General features: G+C 70.2%; 16 protein-coding genes and 1 pseudogene. 8 read left to right on the forward strand and 9 right to left on the reverse strand.

Annotated elements, in window-relative coordinates; translation table 11 throughout:
- Positions 1-94 precede the first annotated feature (94 nt).
- Positions 95-976, reverse strand: coding sequence for a universal stress protein (locus tag IMZ11_RS03900; RefSeq protein ID WP_228637530.1), 882 nt, complete (start codon positions 974-976; stop codon positions 95-97).
- Positions 977-1,273: 297 nt separating this feature from the next.
- Here IMZ11_RS03900 and IMZ11_RS03905 point away from each other — a divergent pair, with 297 nt between their 5' ends.
- The 3 genes from IMZ11_RS03905 (at position 1,274) to IMZ11_RS03915 (ending at position 3,039) form a co-directional block, all read left to right on the forward strand.
- Complete coding sequence (locus tag IMZ11_RS03905) at positions 1,274-1,507, forward strand: hypothetical protein (protein WP_228637532.1); 234 nt, start codon at positions 1,274-1,276, stop codon at positions 1,505-1,507.
- Positions 1,504-2,058 (forward strand): hypothetical protein, encoded by a 555-nt coding sequence (locus IMZ11_RS03910; protein WP_228637534.1) that lies wholly within the window; start codon positions 1,504-1,506, stop codon positions 2,056-2,058. Before IMZ11_RS03905 ends, IMZ11_RS03910 begins: the two co-directional genes overlap by 4 nt.
- A 297-nt stretch (positions 2,059-2,355) precedes the next feature.
- A complete protein-coding gene (locus tag IMZ11_RS03915; RefSeq protein ID WP_228637536.1) occupies positions 2,356-3,039 on the forward strand; it encodes a CBS domain-containing protein in 684 nt (227 codons plus the stop codon).
- A gap of 660 nt (positions 3,040-3,699) precedes the next feature.
- Here the strand turns inward: IMZ11_RS03915 and IMZ11_RS03920 are convergent.
- The 4 genes and pseudogenes from IMZ11_RS03920 to IMZ11_RS03930 all read right to left on the reverse strand — a co-directional run bounded on the left by IMZ11_RS03920 (position 3,700) and on the right by IMZ11_RS03930 (position 4,854).
- Positions 3,700-4,167, reverse strand: a complete 468-nt coding sequence (locus IMZ11_RS03920; RefSeq protein WP_308066746.1) for a universal stress protein — start codon at positions 4,165-4,167, stop codon at positions 3,700-3,702.
- Between the two features lie 74 nt (positions 4,168-4,241).
- Positions 4,242-4,319, reverse strand: a pseudogene (locus tag IMZ11_RS46070) (hypothetical protein); the annotation flags it as partial.
- A complete protein-coding gene (locus IMZ11_RS03925; protein WP_228637538.1) occupies positions 4,319-4,513 on the reverse strand; it encodes a hypothetical protein in 195 nt (64 codons plus the stop codon). The pseudogene IMZ11_RS46070 and the gene IMZ11_RS03925, both read right to left, overlap by 1 nt.
- 59 nt (positions 4,514-4,572) lie before the next feature.
- Positions 4,573-4,854 (reverse strand): iron-sulfur cluster assembly accessory protein, encoded by a 282-nt coding sequence (locus tag IMZ11_RS03930; protein ID WP_228637540.1) that lies wholly within the window; start codon positions 4,852-4,854, stop codon positions 4,573-4,575.
- A 570-nt stretch (positions 4,855-5,424) separates the two neighbouring features.
- Here IMZ11_RS03930 and IMZ11_RS44985 point away from each other — a divergent pair.
- The 4 genes from IMZ11_RS44985 to IMZ11_RS03945 all read left to right on the forward strand — a co-directional run bounded on the left by IMZ11_RS44985 (position 5,425) and on the right by IMZ11_RS03945 (position 8,138).
- Entirely contained in the window at positions 5,425-5,553 is a 129-nt protein-coding gene (locus IMZ11_RS44985) for a hypothetical protein (RefSeq protein ID WP_255705989.1), read from the forward strand.
- A 19-nt stretch (positions 5,554-5,572) separates the two neighbouring features.
- Entirely contained in the window at positions 5,573-5,947 is a 375-nt protein-coding gene (locus IMZ11_RS03935) for a cyclic nucleotide-binding/CBS domain-containing protein (RefSeq protein ID WP_228637542.1), read from the forward strand.
- 221 nt (positions 5,948-6,168) lie between these two features.
- Complete coding sequence (locus IMZ11_RS03940; protein ID WP_228637543.1) at positions 6,169-6,654, forward strand: MarR family winged helix-turn-helix transcriptional regulator; 486 nt, start codon at positions 6,169-6,171, stop codon at positions 6,652-6,654.
- A 68-nt stretch (positions 6,655-6,722) separates the two neighbouring features.
- Entirely contained in the window at positions 6,723-8,138 is a 1,416-nt protein-coding gene (locus IMZ11_RS03945; RefSeq protein WP_228637545.1) for a carboxylesterase/lipase family protein, read from the forward strand.
- 26 nt (positions 8,139-8,164) lie between these two features.
- On the opposite strand, the gene fdhF is transcribed toward IMZ11_RS03945, so the two are convergent.
- Together fdhF and IMZ11_RS03955 are read right to left on the reverse strand one after the other, a co-directional pair.
- On the reverse strand, positions 8,165-10,852 hold the full coding sequence (fdhF, locus tag IMZ11_RS03950; protein ID WP_228637546.1) for a formate dehydrogenase subunit alpha: 2,688 nt from the start codon (positions 10,850-10,852) through the stop codon (positions 8,165-8,167).
- Positions 10,849-12,519, reverse strand: a complete 1,671-nt coding sequence (locus IMZ11_RS03955; RefSeq protein WP_228637548.1) for an NADH-ubiquinone oxidoreductase-F iron-sulfur binding region domain-containing protein — start codon at positions 12,517-12,519, stop codon at positions 10,849-10,851. Before IMZ11_RS03955 ends, fdhF begins: the two co-directional genes overlap by 4 nt.
- A gap of 248 nt (positions 12,520-12,767) precedes the next feature.
- Here IMZ11_RS03955 and IMZ11_RS03960 point away from each other — a divergent pair, with 248 nt between their 5' ends.
- Positions 12,768-13,217: a DUF2871 domain-containing protein gene (locus tag IMZ11_RS03960; RefSeq protein WP_228637550.1), complete on the forward strand. Its 450-nt coding sequence runs from the start codon at positions 12,768-12,770 to the stop codon at positions 13,215-13,217.
- Positions 13,218-13,375: 158 nt separating this feature from the next.
- Here IMZ11_RS03960 and IMZ11_RS03965 read toward each other — a convergent pair whose 3' ends face one another.
- Both IMZ11_RS03965 and IMZ11_RS03970 read right to left on the reverse strand, forming a co-directional pair.
- Complete coding sequence (locus IMZ11_RS03965; protein ID WP_228637552.1) at positions 13,376-14,791, reverse strand: aldehyde dehydrogenase family protein; 1,416 nt, start codon at positions 14,789-14,791, stop codon at positions 13,376-13,378.
- Positions 14,788-15,729, reverse strand: coding sequence for a nitrilase-related carbon-nitrogen hydrolase (locus tag IMZ11_RS03970; protein WP_228637554.1), 942 nt, complete (start codon positions 15,727-15,729; stop codon positions 14,788-14,790). Before IMZ11_RS03970 ends, IMZ11_RS03965 begins: the two co-directional genes overlap by 4 nt.
- Between the last annotated feature and the right edge of the window lie 157 nt (positions 15,730-15,886).

Genomic DNA, 15,886 nt, shown 5'->3' on the forward strand with positions numbered 1-15,886 from the left:
ACCGGCGGCGTCTGGACCCTTGAGTCGACCACCGCCTAACCGCAGGGCACCCACCCATGCACGACAGACTTAGACCAAGATCTTCAGCGGTCTTCTAGCTCACGGACGACGTCGCCTGGTGGCCGCGTGCGACGGCCACAGGCCCTTTCGCATGGTGGAGGACGGCGTGGCTGATCGAGCCGAGGCGGAGCCCGGGGAAACCGCCGCGCCCTCGGGCACCGACGACGAGAAGTTCCGCGTCACCGGAAGCATCGGCCAGAATCGACACAGGAGCGCCTTCGAGCACCTGTTCGATGACCGGGACGTCGGGGTACTCGGCCTTCCATCCCGCCAGGGACTCCGAGAGGAGCCTGGCGCCTTCCTGTTCGACCGTCGCCGTGTCGTAGTGGGCGGCGCGTATCTCCGGTGGGTAAGCCGGGTGAGCCCAGGCGTGGATGGCGCGCAGGCCGACCGAACGCAGGGACGACTCCTCGAACGCGAAGCCCACGGCATCGACGGAGGCCTCAGAGCCGTCAACTCCGACGACGATCCCCGATCGGCCGGGTCGGGTGTCGGATTCCTGGGGCACGATGACGACGGGACACGAGGCGTGTTCCGTCGCTTGGCGGCTCACCGAACCGAGCAGTAGGCGGGGAAAGGCCCCGGTTCCATGCGGGCCCAGCACCAGCAGGGCGGCATCGGCCGCCTCCTGGAGGAGCGTGGCGGGGATGGGGCCGATGCCGAGCCGGCAACTGACATCCACGGATGCGAAGGTCCGGGCGCGTTCCTCGGCGATCTCGAGGACCTCCAGTCCCGCTGCCTCCGGCCGTGGGGCCTCCAAGCCTGGTTCCTGGATCGCGATGCTGTACTCCCAGCGGACCGCGATGTGCACGATGCGCAACGGCAGGCGTCGCCGCCCGGCTTCGGCGGCGGCCCAGTCCACAGCGCGTAGAGCTTGTGCCGATCCGTCCACGCCGACCACGATGGGCTTGCTCATAGGTCTGTCCTCCCGTCTCGGCTACCCGACGTGATCGAGGCCCGGCCTCGGAGCCCGCTGCCGACGTTCTGTCCTCGCCCGGGCCCGGTCCGGTTCGACGGGCATCCGAGATCAGAGGTTGTTCCCCACAAGACGTCCGTCATGGAGAACATGAGGAAGAAGCCCTGTTCCCGACGCCGGCACACCCATGCGGGCTCTGCGGTCCGCTCGCCAGGGTGGCTACACCGCCGCGCGCATGTTTCGAGTCGAGGGCCTGGGTAGGCGTCGGGCAAGGTCCCACCCGATGAAAGGAAGGCCATGACGTTGACCGTTGGCCGTGTGCCGCTGTCGATGTCGCCTCCCGCCACGGCGAACTACGAGATCATCGGGCCTGCACATCGGCTGTTCTCCCGTCACCGGGCGGACATACGGGGCGCCTTCGGCCGCCGCCCCCAAGTGCGGCCGGACCGCCAGATCACCGTCGGCGTCAGGGGACCGATGAAGGCGCGCGTCGCGCACCGACGGCTCACTGTCGAGGGATCACCCCAGTGATGGTGGGGGTCTGGATCGACGCCACAGGGGACAACCCGCAGGAGAGGTACGGTCAGCGGCTCCGCGCATGGAGACACGCCTTCGCCGCCGCGAACAGCGAACCTCAGGCGGGCGGCATCACCCTGGACCCGTTGCACTACGCCGTCGCGGCCTGGGATGTGGCCACCCGCCCAGTGTCCGAACCGCCGTATGTCCGATTCAATCCACGGGTGCTGGATGCGACCTGCCATCGCCCGGAGGGCACACACATCGCCTTGGCGGTCGTCGAACTGGCCGCTCCACCACCGGTGCGGGTCCCCGATGGCTGGCTCGGCTGGCAGCAGGGCGAATCAGGGTTCCCCTGCATGGCCCCGCCGTACAACGAGAGGGCCGCACTGTGCACCCTTGAGCTTCGGATTCCCATCTCCGCAGATCGGCTGCCAACCCCCACCCGACCGGAGGCCGACGGATTGCCGAATCTCGCCGACGCCCAAGCGGCCCTGGAGGCGCTGATCGAGGAGATCAATACCGCCGTCGTGCCGTTCCTGCGGGTTCTGGAGGGCAAACGCTGATCAAGTTGCCGCAAGAGCAGATCGAGATCGACAAGACGGGCATCGAGGAGGCGGACGTGTTCCTGGCTATTCACGCACATTCGACATCGATGCCGGGCCGACCCGGCCGACAGTTGCGGTTCTGGAGCTGAACGAGCTGCGTCCCGCGGCTGGAGACCGGCTCGCCGCATCGTTACGAATCATGGGTTCGCCATAACCAATCGTCGTAAAGGAGACCGGATCAGCCTGCCTCCTTGTCCTCACTACGGGCCTTAGGCCATACGGCGGCGGCTCTGCTGAAACTGGAAGGAGTCGATCGTGCACAAGAAGGTGCGGGACGTCATGACCAGCGAGGTCGCGTCCGTCAACGGCAGCACCCCGTTCAGGGATGTCGCCGAGGTGCTGATGGCACACGGTGTGAGCGCGGTCCCGGTCGTGGACGGCGAAGGCCACGTCATCGGCGTGATCTCGGAGGCCGACCTGCTACGCAAGGAGGAGTTCAAGGAGCAGTTCTACCAGGAGGGCTATCAACCACCGCTCCGCGTGCGACTCCGCGAACGCCTCGGCGGGCCGGACGCGGAGGAGAAGGCCCGCGGGCACACCGCGGCCGAACTCATGACCGCTCCCGCCGTCACGGTCCGGCCGTACACCAGCGTCGTGGGCGCCGCCCGGGTGATGAGCCGGAAGGGCGTGAAGCGGCTGCCCGTCGTCGACGACGACGGACGACTTGAGGGAATCGTCAGCCGGCACGATCTCCTCAAGGTGTTCGTACGCGCCGACGACGACATCGCCCGCGAAGTGCGCGACGAGATCGTCGACGGCGCCCTGTGGACGGACACGTCCGGCGTCCACGTCCTGGTGGCCAACGGCGTCGTGACCCTGGGCGGCCAGATGGAACGTCACAGCGACGCACGAATCCTGGTGCGAATGGCCGAGCGAGTCAACGGGGTCACGGAGGTCATCGACAAACTGAGATGGACAGAAGACGACCTTCCCGGCTGAGCCGACGATGTTCCGCCCAGAGGACCTTCCCGCCGCACCGGGACCCCCCACCGACTGCGAGACGACATCGGCCGCACCTCATGGACCGGCCCTCATGGACCACCACGGATCGTGTCGGACGACTCACGGAAGGCGAAGCGGCGACCGCGTAGCGGGCCGGCCAGGTCGGGCCGCCCTCCCCGCGAAACGATGGCGGCGACGTCGTTGCCCGGCTCCGCCGCCGCTCACAGCGCGGCCACCGCGCAACCGCTCGGCCAGACGCAGGCCCGCATCATGACGGTCAACGAACACCCCGTCCTCCTCCGCTGGAGAGGCCCTCGGACGCCGCCGCGCCGGAGAACTTCGAAGCACCTCGCGCGATGGCTGAAACCAAACGCTGGCTGGTGACTCCCCCACGCCCCTGCTCACAATCGGTTCCTCTGTACTCAGTCACCGGCAGCGGCAGCATGCCGAACGTCGGTGTCCTGGAGGAGCAAAGTCCAGGTCCTCTCGCCCTACCGGGTGACGCGCATGCGTGGATCCAACGTAGTTTCGGGCGCGCTTGCCCTCCTCGCACGACTTGACGGTTTCGCGATATCACTGTGCGGCTCGGTATCACTGTGCGGCTCGGTATCACTGTGCGGCTCGGTGACGGTGCCTTCGGGCCTGCCCAGTCGTGGATCATGCAGGAGCTGTGGGGCCCGCAGCGGGCGGACGCACCACCGCTACGGGGCACCGGGCGTGGTGCAGCACGCCGCGGCTCACCGAGCCGAGAACCGCCGAGCCGAGCGGGCCGCGCCCGTGGGAGCCGACGACGAGCATGACCGTGTCCGTGGACGCCCGGACCAGCGCCGTGACGGGATGTTCGTGGACAACCTCGACCTCCACGGGCACGCCCGGGTACGTCGCCCGCCAGGCGGCGAGCGCGCCCCTGGCGAGCCGCTCCCGCATCCGCTTCACATCATCGAGGTCGCAGACGAACCAGCCGCTGGAGATCTCCGAAGGCAGCTGCCATCCGTGCACCGCGCTTAGCGGGCAATCCAACAGCCGCGCCTGCTCGAAGGCGTAGCCGAGCGCGGACTCGCACTCGGCCGATTCGTCGACGCCGACGACCACCTCAACGCGGGCCGGCGTGGAGTCCGGCCGCACCACGACAGCGTCGCGCCGACGTACGGCAGGTGATGAACGACGTGGACCACTCTCAGCGGCAGCCCCTTACGCGCGGCGTCGTCGGCGGCCCATTCCAGAGCCACGGAGGCGGATGGCGAGCCGTCGGAGCCGACGACGATCGGGGCGGCCATCAGTCGCCCTCCAGCACCTCGGGAACCGGACGGCGTACTCCTCGATCAATGTCATGCGTGACCCCGAACCTCAGGATCGTCTGCGGGTACACGAACGACCATGTCTGGGTGGTGTTTATGGGGGGCGGCCAGGCCTCGGCCTCCGCGGCGAGGTGAACGGCGTGGCTGATCTCTTCTGCGGAACGGGTGTTCACCGTCCAACACCTCCCCGAGGCCAACGCATCAGAACGGAATATGAGACCAGGCGCTGACGTCAGGGCGTCAGCCGGAAGACCGGCCGACCGCGAGCATCGCTCTCGGCATCCAGAGTCTTGTCCTCCAGGAACGTGATGGCGTCCGGGTCGATGAAGACGCGTGCGTCCTCCTTTTCGATCACTTGATCTCCGGACCAGGCGTCGCTCACCAGTGAGAACTCAAGTGCACCTTCTTCATCTGGCTTCACAGCGATCCGCAGGCCGGCCCGGTTGTGCGGCAGGTACTCGCCGACCATTAGATCGCGAATCGCCTCCACGGCCTCGTGGGTCATCGTCAGCATGGCAGACTCCTTGATTCTGATTGCACCTGTCCGTCTCCTCCGATGTCCGCCCACCCGGCGGAACCGCGCCGTCGCCCCTGGAGGCCGCACTCCTGCGCTGAACGGCGACCCCAGCCAGTCGAATAGATCAGGCGGCAAGGATGTGCGGTTGCCGACGTTCCAGTCCCCCATTCCGACCGCTGCATATCGGTCTTCCTTCGCCTCCAGGCCATGTCGGTGGTGGTCGACTGAGGTGGTGATCGACTGAAAGGACGCCTTGCCGGTCCCGCGATCTCGTCGAACCAGAAAAAGGTTTAAGAGCCCCTTCCCGGAGCCATCCCGATCAAACTGGTCCGCTGCCGCACCCACGACTACAAGGCGGCCAGGCCAGAAGAGCGTGCCGGCATCTTCCATGCGATTCCTTGATCGTCGGCGAGTCGCGGCCTGCCAGGGCACGTCCTCAACCAGGGCCAGGTCAGGGAGGTGTGTCGCGAACCAGCATGTGGTGGAGGTCTGCCGGGCAGTCCGGGACGATGCGCTCCTTCTTGGAGTCGTAGACTCGAAGCCGAACCCGCATGCACCTTCTCGTCGATGACCCGGCCGGCCTGCGGTAAGTGGATCGGCGATCTCGCCGGCGCCAAGCGGCCGATCAGACCAGGTTCAGCAATGGCGACGCTCGCCCAGGCCAGCGAGGCCGCCAGTCACAAGGCGATCGAGTGACGCTACGGACGGGGGAGATATGCGTATCGGCAACGTCTATCGTCCAGTGGTCTTCGGCTGTCGGGCGGACGAACGGCTGTCCGAGGTAGCGCGGCGGATGGTGGAGAAGAAGGTCGGTGCTCTGGCTGTGCTCGAAGGCGACCAGGTCACCGGAATAATCACGGAGCGGGATCTGGTGGCGGCGATGGCCCTGTTCACCGATCCGGCCTCCGTGAACGCCGCTGCGTGCGCCCCGACCGAGGTGAAGACCGCGAGTCTGGAGGAGGACTCGCGTGAAGTCGCCCGCCGGATGCTGGACGCGGGCATTCGCCATCTGCCGGTAGAGCAGGACGGACGCATGGTCGGCATGGTGTCGATGCGCGATCTGCTCGCGCTGGAGACGTGGGCATCGTAAAGCCCCACCATGCGTGCCCGAGTGACGTCCTCCCCGGGCACGTCAGCCCTACCTGAGCCCGCGACCGCGCCTGGGAACGGACGTTCATCGCGCCGCCGGCCCAGTGACGCCGACGAGGAGCTCGATGCCGGGTGCCGGTCGACCCTGCGGTGCGGCACGCGGTACAAGCGTTCGGCGATCGTTTTGACTCCACCCATAGAACCGTTAACGTTTATAACGTTATGGAGAGTAACGAATACCTGTTCGATGATGAGAGTGGGCCCCCGGAGGAGCTGAGCCGGTGGACCGGCTTCCTGCTGAGCTGGGTCGCCGCCCACGCCCGTGAGGCATACGAGCACGTCGTGGCGCAGGTCGGGTTGAAACCACAGCACCTGGGGGTGCTCACCCAGATCCAGCACGGCCCGATGATCCAGTCACGGCTCAGCGACCGGCTGCGGGTCTTCAAGCCCGTCATGGTCACCCTGGTCAACGAACTGGAGGCGATGGGACTGGCGCAGCGGCGGCCTCATCCGAGCGACCGTCGCGCCGTCGAGGTGCACATCCTCCCGGCCGGCCTGGAGAAGGTCCGGGAGGTCGACCGGCTCAGCGAAGATGCCTCCGGCGAGTTCTTCGGCCCGCTCACCCCCGAGGAGCGCAAAACCCTGCACAGCCTGCTCGCCAAGCTCGCCAAGGACGGCCCGAACGGCCGCCGGCAGAGCCCGCGATGACCCGGAACACCTCGCGATCGAGCGCCCACCAGCCCGCAGAGGCCGAGAGCTCCTGCCAGGAGGAACACATGCACGCCATCGTGAAGACCCGGCACGGGCTGGTCCGCGGCCGCGCCCGCGACGGCGTCGTCGCGTTCAAGGGCATCCCGTACGCCGCAGCGCCTCACGGCGCGCGGCGTTTCCTGCCGCCGCGGCCGCCCACGTCCTGGGACGGGGTACGCGAGGCAGACGCCTTCGGCAGCGCGCCGCCGCAACGCCCGCCGTCGCCGGGAGTGCCGGCGGTATGGCAGCCCGGCGACGGCCTGGACTGCCTGACGGTGAACGTGTGGACTCCGTCCCAGGATGTGGGCGCGAGCCTGCCCGTGTTGGTGTGGATCTACGGGGGCCACTGGAGCCACGGCGCCTCGTCGATGCCTCACTACGACGGCTCCGTCCTCGCCCGATCTGGCGTGGTCGTGGTCAGCTTCAACTACCGCACCGGCTTCGAAGGCTTCGGCCACCTACCCGGCGCTCCTGACAACCGCGGCCTGCTGGACCAACTCGCCGCGCTCGCCTGGGCCCAGGACAACATCGCCGCCTTCGGTGGGGAACCCGACAACATCACCGTCTTCGGCCACTCCGCCGGCGCCGCATCCGCTGCCCTACTCGCCGCGATGCCGGCCGCCTCCGGGCTGTTCCGGCGGTGCATCCTGCAGAGCCTGCCCGCCGGCTACCTGACCGTGCTCGAAGCCCGGCGGGTCACCGAACGGCTCGCAGCCGCCACCGGCGCCACTCCCACCAGAGACGGCCTGGCCGCACTGCCTCCGGAAGCCTTGCTGGACGTGCCGGACAGGCAGCTGACCGGCGGGCGCCCCGGCGGCGCGTTCGCCCCGATCGTCGACGGCGACCTGGTCACCGCGGCACCCTGGCAGGCTCTCGCCGACGGGCAGGCCCGCCACATCGACCTGCTCTGCGGCTTCACCCACGAGGAATCCCGCGGCTTCCCTCTCTCGGCCCCACCGGCACGGATCGACCTTGCGGCCGCGGAATTCGGCCTTTCCCCTGACGCTGCCCTCGCGTATCACGCCGCCGATCCCGGCTCCTCCACGGCCGAGGTGTTCACGACGCTGATGTCCGACGCCCTGGTGCGCATGCCCACCACCTGGACCGCCGAGGCACACGCGCGGGCGGGTGGCCGCACCTGGTTGTACGACTTCGCCTGGCGAGGACCCATCGGCGCCGCCCACGGCGTCGACATCCCCTTTGTCTTCGGCCTGCCCGACACCCCCTACGCCGCCCGTTTCCTCGGCAGCCCGCCTCCGGCCGACTTCACCACCCTTTCCGAGCAGATTCGCACCGCCTGGGTGTCGTTCGCGGCCACCGGCGACCCGGGATGGCCGCCCTTCGACACCGAGCTGGGCCGCACCCGGATCTGGAACGCCACCCCCGTCGACGCCGCCTATCCCTTGCCCGACTCCCGCCGCGTCTGGAGCCACGAGCCGTGAGGGAAGCGACGGCGAGGTTCCCCGGGTTATTCGGGGAGTGGTTTCAGCTGGACTGCGGTGACCTTGTACTCCGGGCATGACGTCGCGGTGTCCGCGTGGCTGGACGTGAGGGTGTTCACCCCACTGGACGGGAAGTGGAACGCGCAGAAGACCTGACCCGGCGCCGCCTCGTCGGTGAGGCGGGCGGTGAGCCTGGCGCGGCCGTGCCGGCTCTCCACGACGACAGGATCTCCGTCCCGCACCGCGTACCGGGCGGCGTCGGACGGGTGCAGGTCGAGCCGGTCCTCGGCGTCGAGCCGGAGGTTGGCCGTCCTGCGGGTCATGCTGCCGGAGTTGTAGTGCGCCCAGCGGCGGCCGGTGACCAGGATGAGCGGGTAGTCGTCGTCCGGCGTCTCCCCCGGCGGGAGGTAGGGGCATGCGGCGAGACGGGCACGTCCGTCGGGGGTGGCGAAACGTTCGCGGTACAGCGTGGCCTCCCCCGGGCCGTCCGGGTCCGGGCACGGCCACGGGACGGCGCCCTCCCGGTCAAGACGCGCGTGCGAGAGCCCGGCGAACATGGGCGCCACCCGCGCGCACTCGGCCAGTGCGTCCGCGGGCGTAGGGCAGCCGAGATCGGCCCCGAGCGCCTCGGCGACCGCGTGGACCGCGGCGAAGTCGGTCCTGGCCTCCCCGGGCGGGATCAGCGCGGGCCGTACGCGCTGGAACCTGCGGTCGAAGTTGACGAAGGTGCCGTCCTTCTCCAGCCAGGAGGCGGCGGGAAGAACGACGTCGGCCCTGCGGGCGGTCTCGGAGAGGAAGAGTTCCTGGCAGACGACGAGCGGGCAGGCCTCCAGCGCCTCGGCGACCCTGGTGGCGTCGGGATCGGTCGCGCACACGTCCTCCCCGATGATCCACAGCGCGCCGAGCCGGCCGTCCCGCGCCGCCGCGAACATCTCCGGAATGCGCAGCCCGGCGCGTGGTGGGACAGGCGCGCCCCACACCTCGGCCGCCCTGGCCGAGGCGGCGGGATCGGTCACCTTGCCGTATCCCGGCAGGCTGTCGGGGAGTGCGCCCATGTCGGAGGCGCCCTGGACGTTGTTCTGCCCGCGCAGCGGGTTCACTCCGTAGCCGCGGTCGGTGCCGACGGCGCCGCGCAGGATCGCCAGGTTGGCCAGGGCGCGCACGCCGTCCGTGCCGTGGAGGTGCTCGGTCACGCCGAGGCCGTAGACGATCGCCGGGCGCTCGGCCCGCCCGTAGAGCCGGGCCGCGGTGATCAGGTCCGCGGCGGGGACGCCGGTGAGGGCGGCCACCCTGTCCGGCGGATATTCCGCGAGCAGCCCGGTCAGCTCGGGCAGCCCGGCCGCGCGCAGGCGCAGGAACTCCTCATCGACCAGCCCTTCGGCAAGGAGGACGTGCGCGAGGCCGTGGAAGAGGGCGACGTTGGTGCCCGGGCGGGGCCGGAGGTGGACGTCGGCGTACCGGGCCAGCCCCACGGCGCGCGGGTCGGCGGCGATCAGCCGGGTCCCCCGCAGGACACGCTGGAGCAGGCGCGCGCCCACCACGGGATGGGCCTCGACCGGGTTCGCGCCCACGACGAGCAGGCAGTCGGCCTTCTCGACGTCGTCGAAGCCGTCCGTTCCCCCGGCCAGCCCGAACGAGGCGATCAGCCCGGCGGCCGAGGGAGCGTGGCACAGCCGGGAGCAGTTGTCGACGTTGTTGGTGCCGATCACGACCCGCATGAACTTCTGCACCAGATAGTTCTCCTCGTTGGTCGCCCGCGCCGAGGAGATCGCCGCCACCGCGTCTGGCCCTCCTTCCGCGACGGCGGTCCGCAGCCCGCGAGCCACGTGGTCGAGGGCCTCCGGCCAGCTCACCGGTTCCAGGAGTCCGGAACGGCGCAGCAGCGGGCGGGTGAGCCGGTCGGGGGAGCGCACGAAGCCGTGCGCGAACCGGCCCTTGACGCACGCGTGGCCGAGGTTGACCGGGCCGTCGGGATCCGGGAGGATCGCGCTGATCGCGCCGTCACGGGTGAGCACCTCCAGGGAGCAGCCGACGCCGCAGTAGCCGCAGGTGGTACGGGTCCGCGTGCGGACGGGGATCGGGACGCCGCCTGCCAGCCCGGGCTCTGTCAACGCCCCGGTGGGACAGGTGGTGAGGCAGCCACCGCAGGCGACACAGTCGGAATCCGCCCAGGAACCGCCCGTACCCGGCGCGACGACCGTATCCGCGCCCCGGCCGGTCAGCGTGAGCGCGAACGTGCCCTGCACCTCGGCGCACATGCGCACGCACCGGCCGCACGCGATGCACAGATCACGATCAAGGTGAACGTAGGGATGTGAGTCGTCCCGCCCACGTCCTCCGGCCCCTCGGGCGGCCTCGGATGTGATCCCCAACTCGGCGCAGACTCGCGCCAGCTCGCCGCCCGCCCAGCCGTCCGGCCCACCGTCCAGGGCTCGCGGCGGCAGGGCCGACACGATCAGTTCCACGGCGTCGCGGCGCAGCGCCCACAACTCCTCGGTGGCGACCTCGATCTCCGCGCCGTCGGCCGCCGGGGTCACGCACGCCGCGACGACGCGCCCGGAGGCCCGCACCAGGCAGGTACGGCAGGAGCCGGCCGGGCTCAGTCGGTCGTCGTGGCACAGTGTGGGCAGCTCGACGCCCGCCGCGCGTACCGCGTCGAGCACCGAGGCGCCCTCGGCGGGCCGGACGGTGACACCGTCGACGCGCATCCTCATCCGTCCCACCCCCTGAGCCGGTCCCCGTACGCGCGGGCGAGGCTGCGCACCGCGGCGGGCACGCGCTTGCCGAAGGCGCACAGGCTGGCCTCGCCCATCACCCGGAGCAGCCGGGCGTACTCGTCGCCGGGCGGCCCGCCGGACGAGGCGAGCTCCAGGCCGCGGCGGGACCCGACGCGGCACGGCGAGCAGGCGCCGCAGCTCTCCGCGGCGGCGAACTCCCAGATGTGGCGCAGCACCCGCTCCGGCGCCAGGCTCCGGTCGAAGGCGACCAGCCCGGCGTGTCCGAGCGCGGCGCCGCGCCCGCTCAGCCCGGCCTCGGTCAGCGGCACGTCCAGCTCGCCGGCGGCGAGGAACCCGCCCAGCGGCCCGCCCACCTGCAGAACGTCCAGCTCCGCGCCGTCGCGCAGCCCGCCGCCCAACTCGGAGACGATCCGCAGCACCGGCGTCCCGAGCTCGACCTCGTAGCAGCCGGGGCGGGAGAACCGCTCGGACAGGCAGACCAGCTTCGTGCCGGTCTCGGCGGCCGTGCCGCGCCGGGCGTACGCGTCACCGCCCAACCGCATGATCCACGGGATGGCGGCCAGCGTCTCCACGTTGTTGACCACGGTCGGGGCGTCCCACACCCCCTGGTCCGTCGGGTACGGCGGGCGGGGCCGGGCGCAGCCGCGGCCGCCCTCCAACCCGGCGATGAGCGCCGTCTCCTCGCCCCCCACATACGACCCGGCGCCCTCCACCACCTCGACGTCCATGTCCACGTCCCGGCCGCAGATCCGGCGCCCGAGATGCCCCGCGGCGTACGCCTCGCCGAGCGCGGTCCGCATCCGGGCCAGCGCCCGGGGGTACTCCGAGCGCACCAGCACGACGCCGCGCCGCGCCCCGCACGCGAGACAGGCGAGGGCAAGGCCCTCCAGGACCCGCCCGGGGTCCTCCTCCATGAGCAACCGGTCCGCGTACGAGCCCGGATCACCCTCGTCGCCGTTGGCCACCACGACCGTGCCGGGTGAGCCGCCCGCAGCGGCCCACTTGGCGGTGACCGGGAACCCCGCCCCACCGCGGCCCCGCAGCCCGGAGGCGGCCACCTCGGCCCGGACCCGATCTCCACCGGCGCCGCGCACGACGTCCGGCCACACCTGCCAGGCGGCTTCCCCCGCCACGACCCCGGCGAGCACCACCGGGTCTCCGGTGGCGTCGGCCGTAGGGATCGGCGGCGCGTGCGGCGGCGTCCGCCCGGAGAGCTGCCCGGCCAGATCAGGGCCGGCGCAGGGCGTGTCTCCGTCCAGTGCCGCCGGGCCCGCGTAGCAGTAGCCGAGGCACCGGACGCACTGCAGGGAGACCCCACTCCGGGGATCGGCACAGCCGGCGGCGACGCCGATCGCGTTCTCGACCTCGGCGACATGGTGTCCCGCGCGGGCGGCGAAGCATGCGGCGGCGGCGCAGACCCGCACGTGGCGCGGGGCGTGCGGGGTGCCGAGGTCGGCGTAGTAGGTGGCGGGCCCGAGCCCCGCCGCGGCCGGCAGGCCGAAGCGCCGCGCGACGTCGGGCGCCCATGACCGCGGGTCGTCCTTCGTACGGCCCGAGGCATCGGCGAGGGCCTCCAGCAGACGGACGCCGGGACGTCCCCGCCGGTCCGCCAGTGACCTGAACGCGTCGAAACGTTCAGCCATGTACCCATGATGCCCCCACCCGGTTCCATCGCATGTACCCCGGTGGTTGTACGCCGCGACACCACCTGCGGCGGATGCCCTCGTGACGCCGTACGCGAAAGCCTTGGGCCTGGACGTCGCACCTCGCGTGTCACTGGCCCCGCGCGTGGCATCGTCCCTGTGCTGGCCCCACTTCTCGCGCGTGGGCGTGGCACTCTCCCAGGCATCCTGCGGTGTCAGCTGACATTTCCCCTCAAAGGAGAGAATCCATGAAAAGGCTCTACTATGCCGCAGCCGTCTACATGGTCCTCGGGCTCGCGGGCGGGCTCTACTACCGTGAACTGACCAAGCTGAACGACTTCACCGGTCAGACACAACTCGGCGTCGTCCACACCCATCTCCTGGTGCTGGGTATGGCGTTCTTCCTCACCATGATCTTGTTTGAACGGGCCTTCACCCTCTCCGAGAGCAAGGCGTTCCGCTGGTTCTTCTGGATTTACAACGTCGGGCTCGTGATGACGGTCACGATGATGACCGTGCACGGCACCATGACCGTGCTGGGCAAGACGACCGGTGCCGCGATCTCCGGCATCGCCGGGATGGGGCACATTCTGCTCACCGTCGCCCTGGTCCTCTTCTTCGTCTGCCTCCGCGGCCGCCTCTTCGCGAAGGATCCGGCGGGTGGGACGGCCGCGCGGAAGGACTCGGTGACCGCGTAGACGTGACCGCGTGGACGTGACCGCGTGGACCTCCACCGGCTCGCGTGACGGCGTCACTGCGCGGCCGTCCACCCATGCCGTCCACCTGAGGATTTCCATCGCGTGTACGGTCTGGGGCTCTTCGGCGCCCGTCGCTGCCGGCACCGATCCTGCCGGTGTCAGTGCCACCAGGGATCGGGCCGAGAGGAATCGTTGATCAAGTATGAGCGCCGGCGCTGGAAGCGGTTCAGGGACGCGGGTCCCATGCGTGAGCCGCCGAGCCCCGAGCTGTTGAAGGAGTTCTTCTCCCCGTCGTGGACGAACGCCGTGAGCGCGCAGTCGTTGATGCTGATCGCTCCGACATGGAGGCGGTCGGCCACGGCCAGGGCGGCTGAGGTGTCGGCGGCGAAGACCGCACCCGACAGTCCGTAGACCGAGTCGTTCGCCAGCTCGACCGCGTGGTCCGCGTCACGGACGGCCATGACCGGGATGACAGGTCCGAACGTCTCCTCCGTCATGACGGACATGCCGTGGTCGACGTCGGTCAGGACGGTCGGCCGGCACCACGTGCCGCCTCCGATGTGTTCGATCCGCCCACCGCATCGGACGGTGGCCCCCTTCTCCCGGGCATCCGCGAGGTGCCGCTCGATCACCGTCGCTTGCGCGGGATCGATCAGAGGGCCGATCTGACCGTCGCCCGGCCGAGGACAGGCGAGCGTGAGCCGCTCCGCCTTCTCCACCAGCCGACTCACGAACTCGTCGAAGACGGCCTCCTCGACGTAGACCCGCTCGATCGACAGGCATGACTGACCGGCGTTGGTGGTCGCGCCCCACAGGATCGACGAACTGGCTCTGTCAAGGTCGGCGCCCGCCAAGACGATCGCGGGATCCTTGCCGCCCAGTTCGAGGAAGGCCGGGATGAACACCTGTGCCGCGGCCACGGCCACGACGCGGCCGGTCGCGACGCTGCCGGTGAAGGCCACGGCGTCCACGAGGTTCACGACGGCGGCGCCGGTGGAGCCGTCCCCCTCGACGACCGCGATGACCCCGCGGAGATCCGGAACCCGGGCGATGGTCTTCATCACGGGGGCGATGAACCGGGGTGTGACCTCGCTCGGCTTGACCAGTACGGCACAGCCCGCGGCCAGGGCGGGGATCGCGTCGATCAACCCCAGAAGCAGCGGGAAGTTCCATGGGGCGATCACCCCGACGAGCGGGTACGGCACGCCGCCGCCGCGGATCTCGACACCGGGTATGTTCGCCTGCCGCGGCGCCGGTGGCGTCAGCAGCGCCGGCGCCTGAGCGGCCCACCGGTCCAGCATGCCCAGGACACCGTCCACCTCGATCACGGACTCGGTGAGCCTCCCGGTGTCGGCAGTGAGCGCCGCCACGAGATCGTCTCGCGCGGAGGCGATCTCCTCGCGCCACGCGGAGAGCACCGCCGCGCGTCGCGTGGGAGACAGCGCGGCCCAGGGTGGCTGGGCGGTACGCAGCCGCGCCGCGAGATCGGCCAGCTCCGTCGGCGTGGGAGGGCACAGCGGGCGCTCGATCTCTCCGGTGCGCGGATCCCTGACCTGGTAGGTCCCGCCGCTCACGCGATCACCCCCGCGTCCCGCAGGCGGGTGATCGTCTCCATCTGGCGTTCCTTGAACCACACGCGATCCGGCACCTTCCCTTCCAGTTCGTTGGGCCGTTCCCCTTCGTGGCGGCCGTACTCGACGGCCCACAGTGCCGGTTTGGCGCGGGAGAGCAGGTTGCCCATTCCCGGGCGGCCCCGGTAGCGACGCAACGCGCCGAGATCGAGTTCGGCGGAGGCGACGAGGCTCTCCCCCGCTCCCGCCTGGGCCAGCACCCGTCCCTCGAAGTCGATCAACTCCGAGCCTCCGGAAGTGGAGTCGGCGGGGATGCCGGTGCCGGTGAGACCGCCCGTGTTCGCCGAGACCACATAGGAGAGGTTCTCGATCGCGCGCGCCCTGCGGGCGATGGCCTTCGGCGTGAGGAGCGGACTCGAGGACTCGGAGGTGGGATGGCACAGCACCTCTGCTCCGCGCAAGGCCAGGGAGCGGGCCAGCTCGGGGTAGAGGATCTCCTCGGACGAGATGGCGGCGAGGTTGCCGATCGGGGTGCGCGCGACGGGAAGCAGCCCGTCGGCGCCGTAGACGTCGAGATAGCGGTCCCATACGTCGTACGGAGTAGGCGAGTACATCGAGTACAGCCGACGGCAGCGCAGGACGACGTCACCGGCCGGGGAGAGGACGAACGACGTCTGGAAGTACAACTCGGGAAAGTGCTCGTCGCACTCGTAGGCGTTGCCCGCCAGGTAGACGTCCTGCTCCTGCGCGATGGCGGCCAGTGCCTCGTACTCCGGGCCGCCGGGATCCAGTGCCGCCTTCTCCCGCCACACCGGGACCGGCTCGCCGAGCGGGAATCCAGTCAGCGCGTACTCGGGGAGCACGATGAGGCGCAGATCCGGCCCGATCCACCGCTTTGACGCTCCGACATGGGCGGCGATGCGCGTAACGGCGTTTCTCATCGAGGTTCTGGCGTCACTGACGGACATCCCGCTCACCGAATGCGTGCTGGTCTGAAGAGCGAGGGCGCGGTACGAAAGGTTCGTCACGGGGCTTCCCAAATGAGATCGATTTCCGGGGGGTGGACGTGCGGGGCAGGGCCGGGGCGGTACGACGAGG

The sequence above is a fragment of the Microtetraspora sp. AC03309 genome, from assembly GCF_020826795.1.
GTDB lineage: Bacteria > Actinomycetota > Actinomycetes > Streptosporangiales > Streptosporangiaceae > Microtetraspora > Microtetraspora glauca.

Excerpts from the sequence above, each read along its gene's own strand:
- IMZ11_RS03900 (WP_228637530.1), bottom strand. The coding sequence starts at position 976 with ATGAGCAAGCCCATCGTGGTCGGCGTGGACGGATCGGCACAAGCTCTA.
- IMZ11_RS03905 (WP_228637532.1), top strand. The coding sequence starts at position 1,274 with ATGACGTTGACCGTTGGCCGTGTGCCGCTGTCGATGTCGCCTCCCGCC.
- IMZ11_RS03930 (WP_228637540.1), bottom strand. The coding sequence starts at position 4,854 with ATGCTGACGATGACCCACGAGGCCGTGGAGGCGATTCGCGATCTAATG.
- IMZ11_RS44985 (WP_255705989.1), top strand. The coding sequence starts at position 5,425 with ATGACCCGGCCGGCCTGCGGTAAGTGGATCGGCGATCTCGCCGGCGCC.
- IMZ11_RS03935 (WP_228637542.1), top strand. The coding sequence starts at position 5,573 with ATGCGTATCGGCAACGTCTATCGTCCAGTGGTCTTCGGCTGTCGGGCG.
- IMZ11_RS03940 (WP_228637543.1), top strand. The coding sequence starts at position 6,169 with ATGGAGAGTAACGAATACCTGTTCGATGATGAGAGTGGGCCCCCGGAG.
- IMZ11_RS03945 (WP_228637545.1), top strand. The coding sequence starts at position 6,723 with ATGCACGCCATCGTGAAGACCCGGCACGGGCTGGTCCGCGGCCGCGCC.
- fdhF (WP_228637546.1), bottom strand. The coding sequence starts at position 10,852 with ATGAGGATGCGCGTCGACGGTGTCACCGTCCGGCCCGCCGAGGGCGCC.
- IMZ11_RS03955 (WP_228637548.1), bottom strand. The coding sequence starts at position 12,519 with ATGGCTGAACGTTTCGACGCGTTCAGGTCACTGGCGGACCGGCGGGGA.
- IMZ11_RS03960 (WP_228637550.1), top strand. The coding sequence starts at position 12,768 with ATGAAAAGGCTCTACTATGCCGCAGCCGTCTACATGGTCCTCGGGCTC.
- IMZ11_RS03970 (WP_228637554.1), bottom strand. The coding sequence starts at position 15,729 with ATGAGAAACGCCGTTACGCGCATCGCCGCCCATGTCGGAGCGTCAAAG.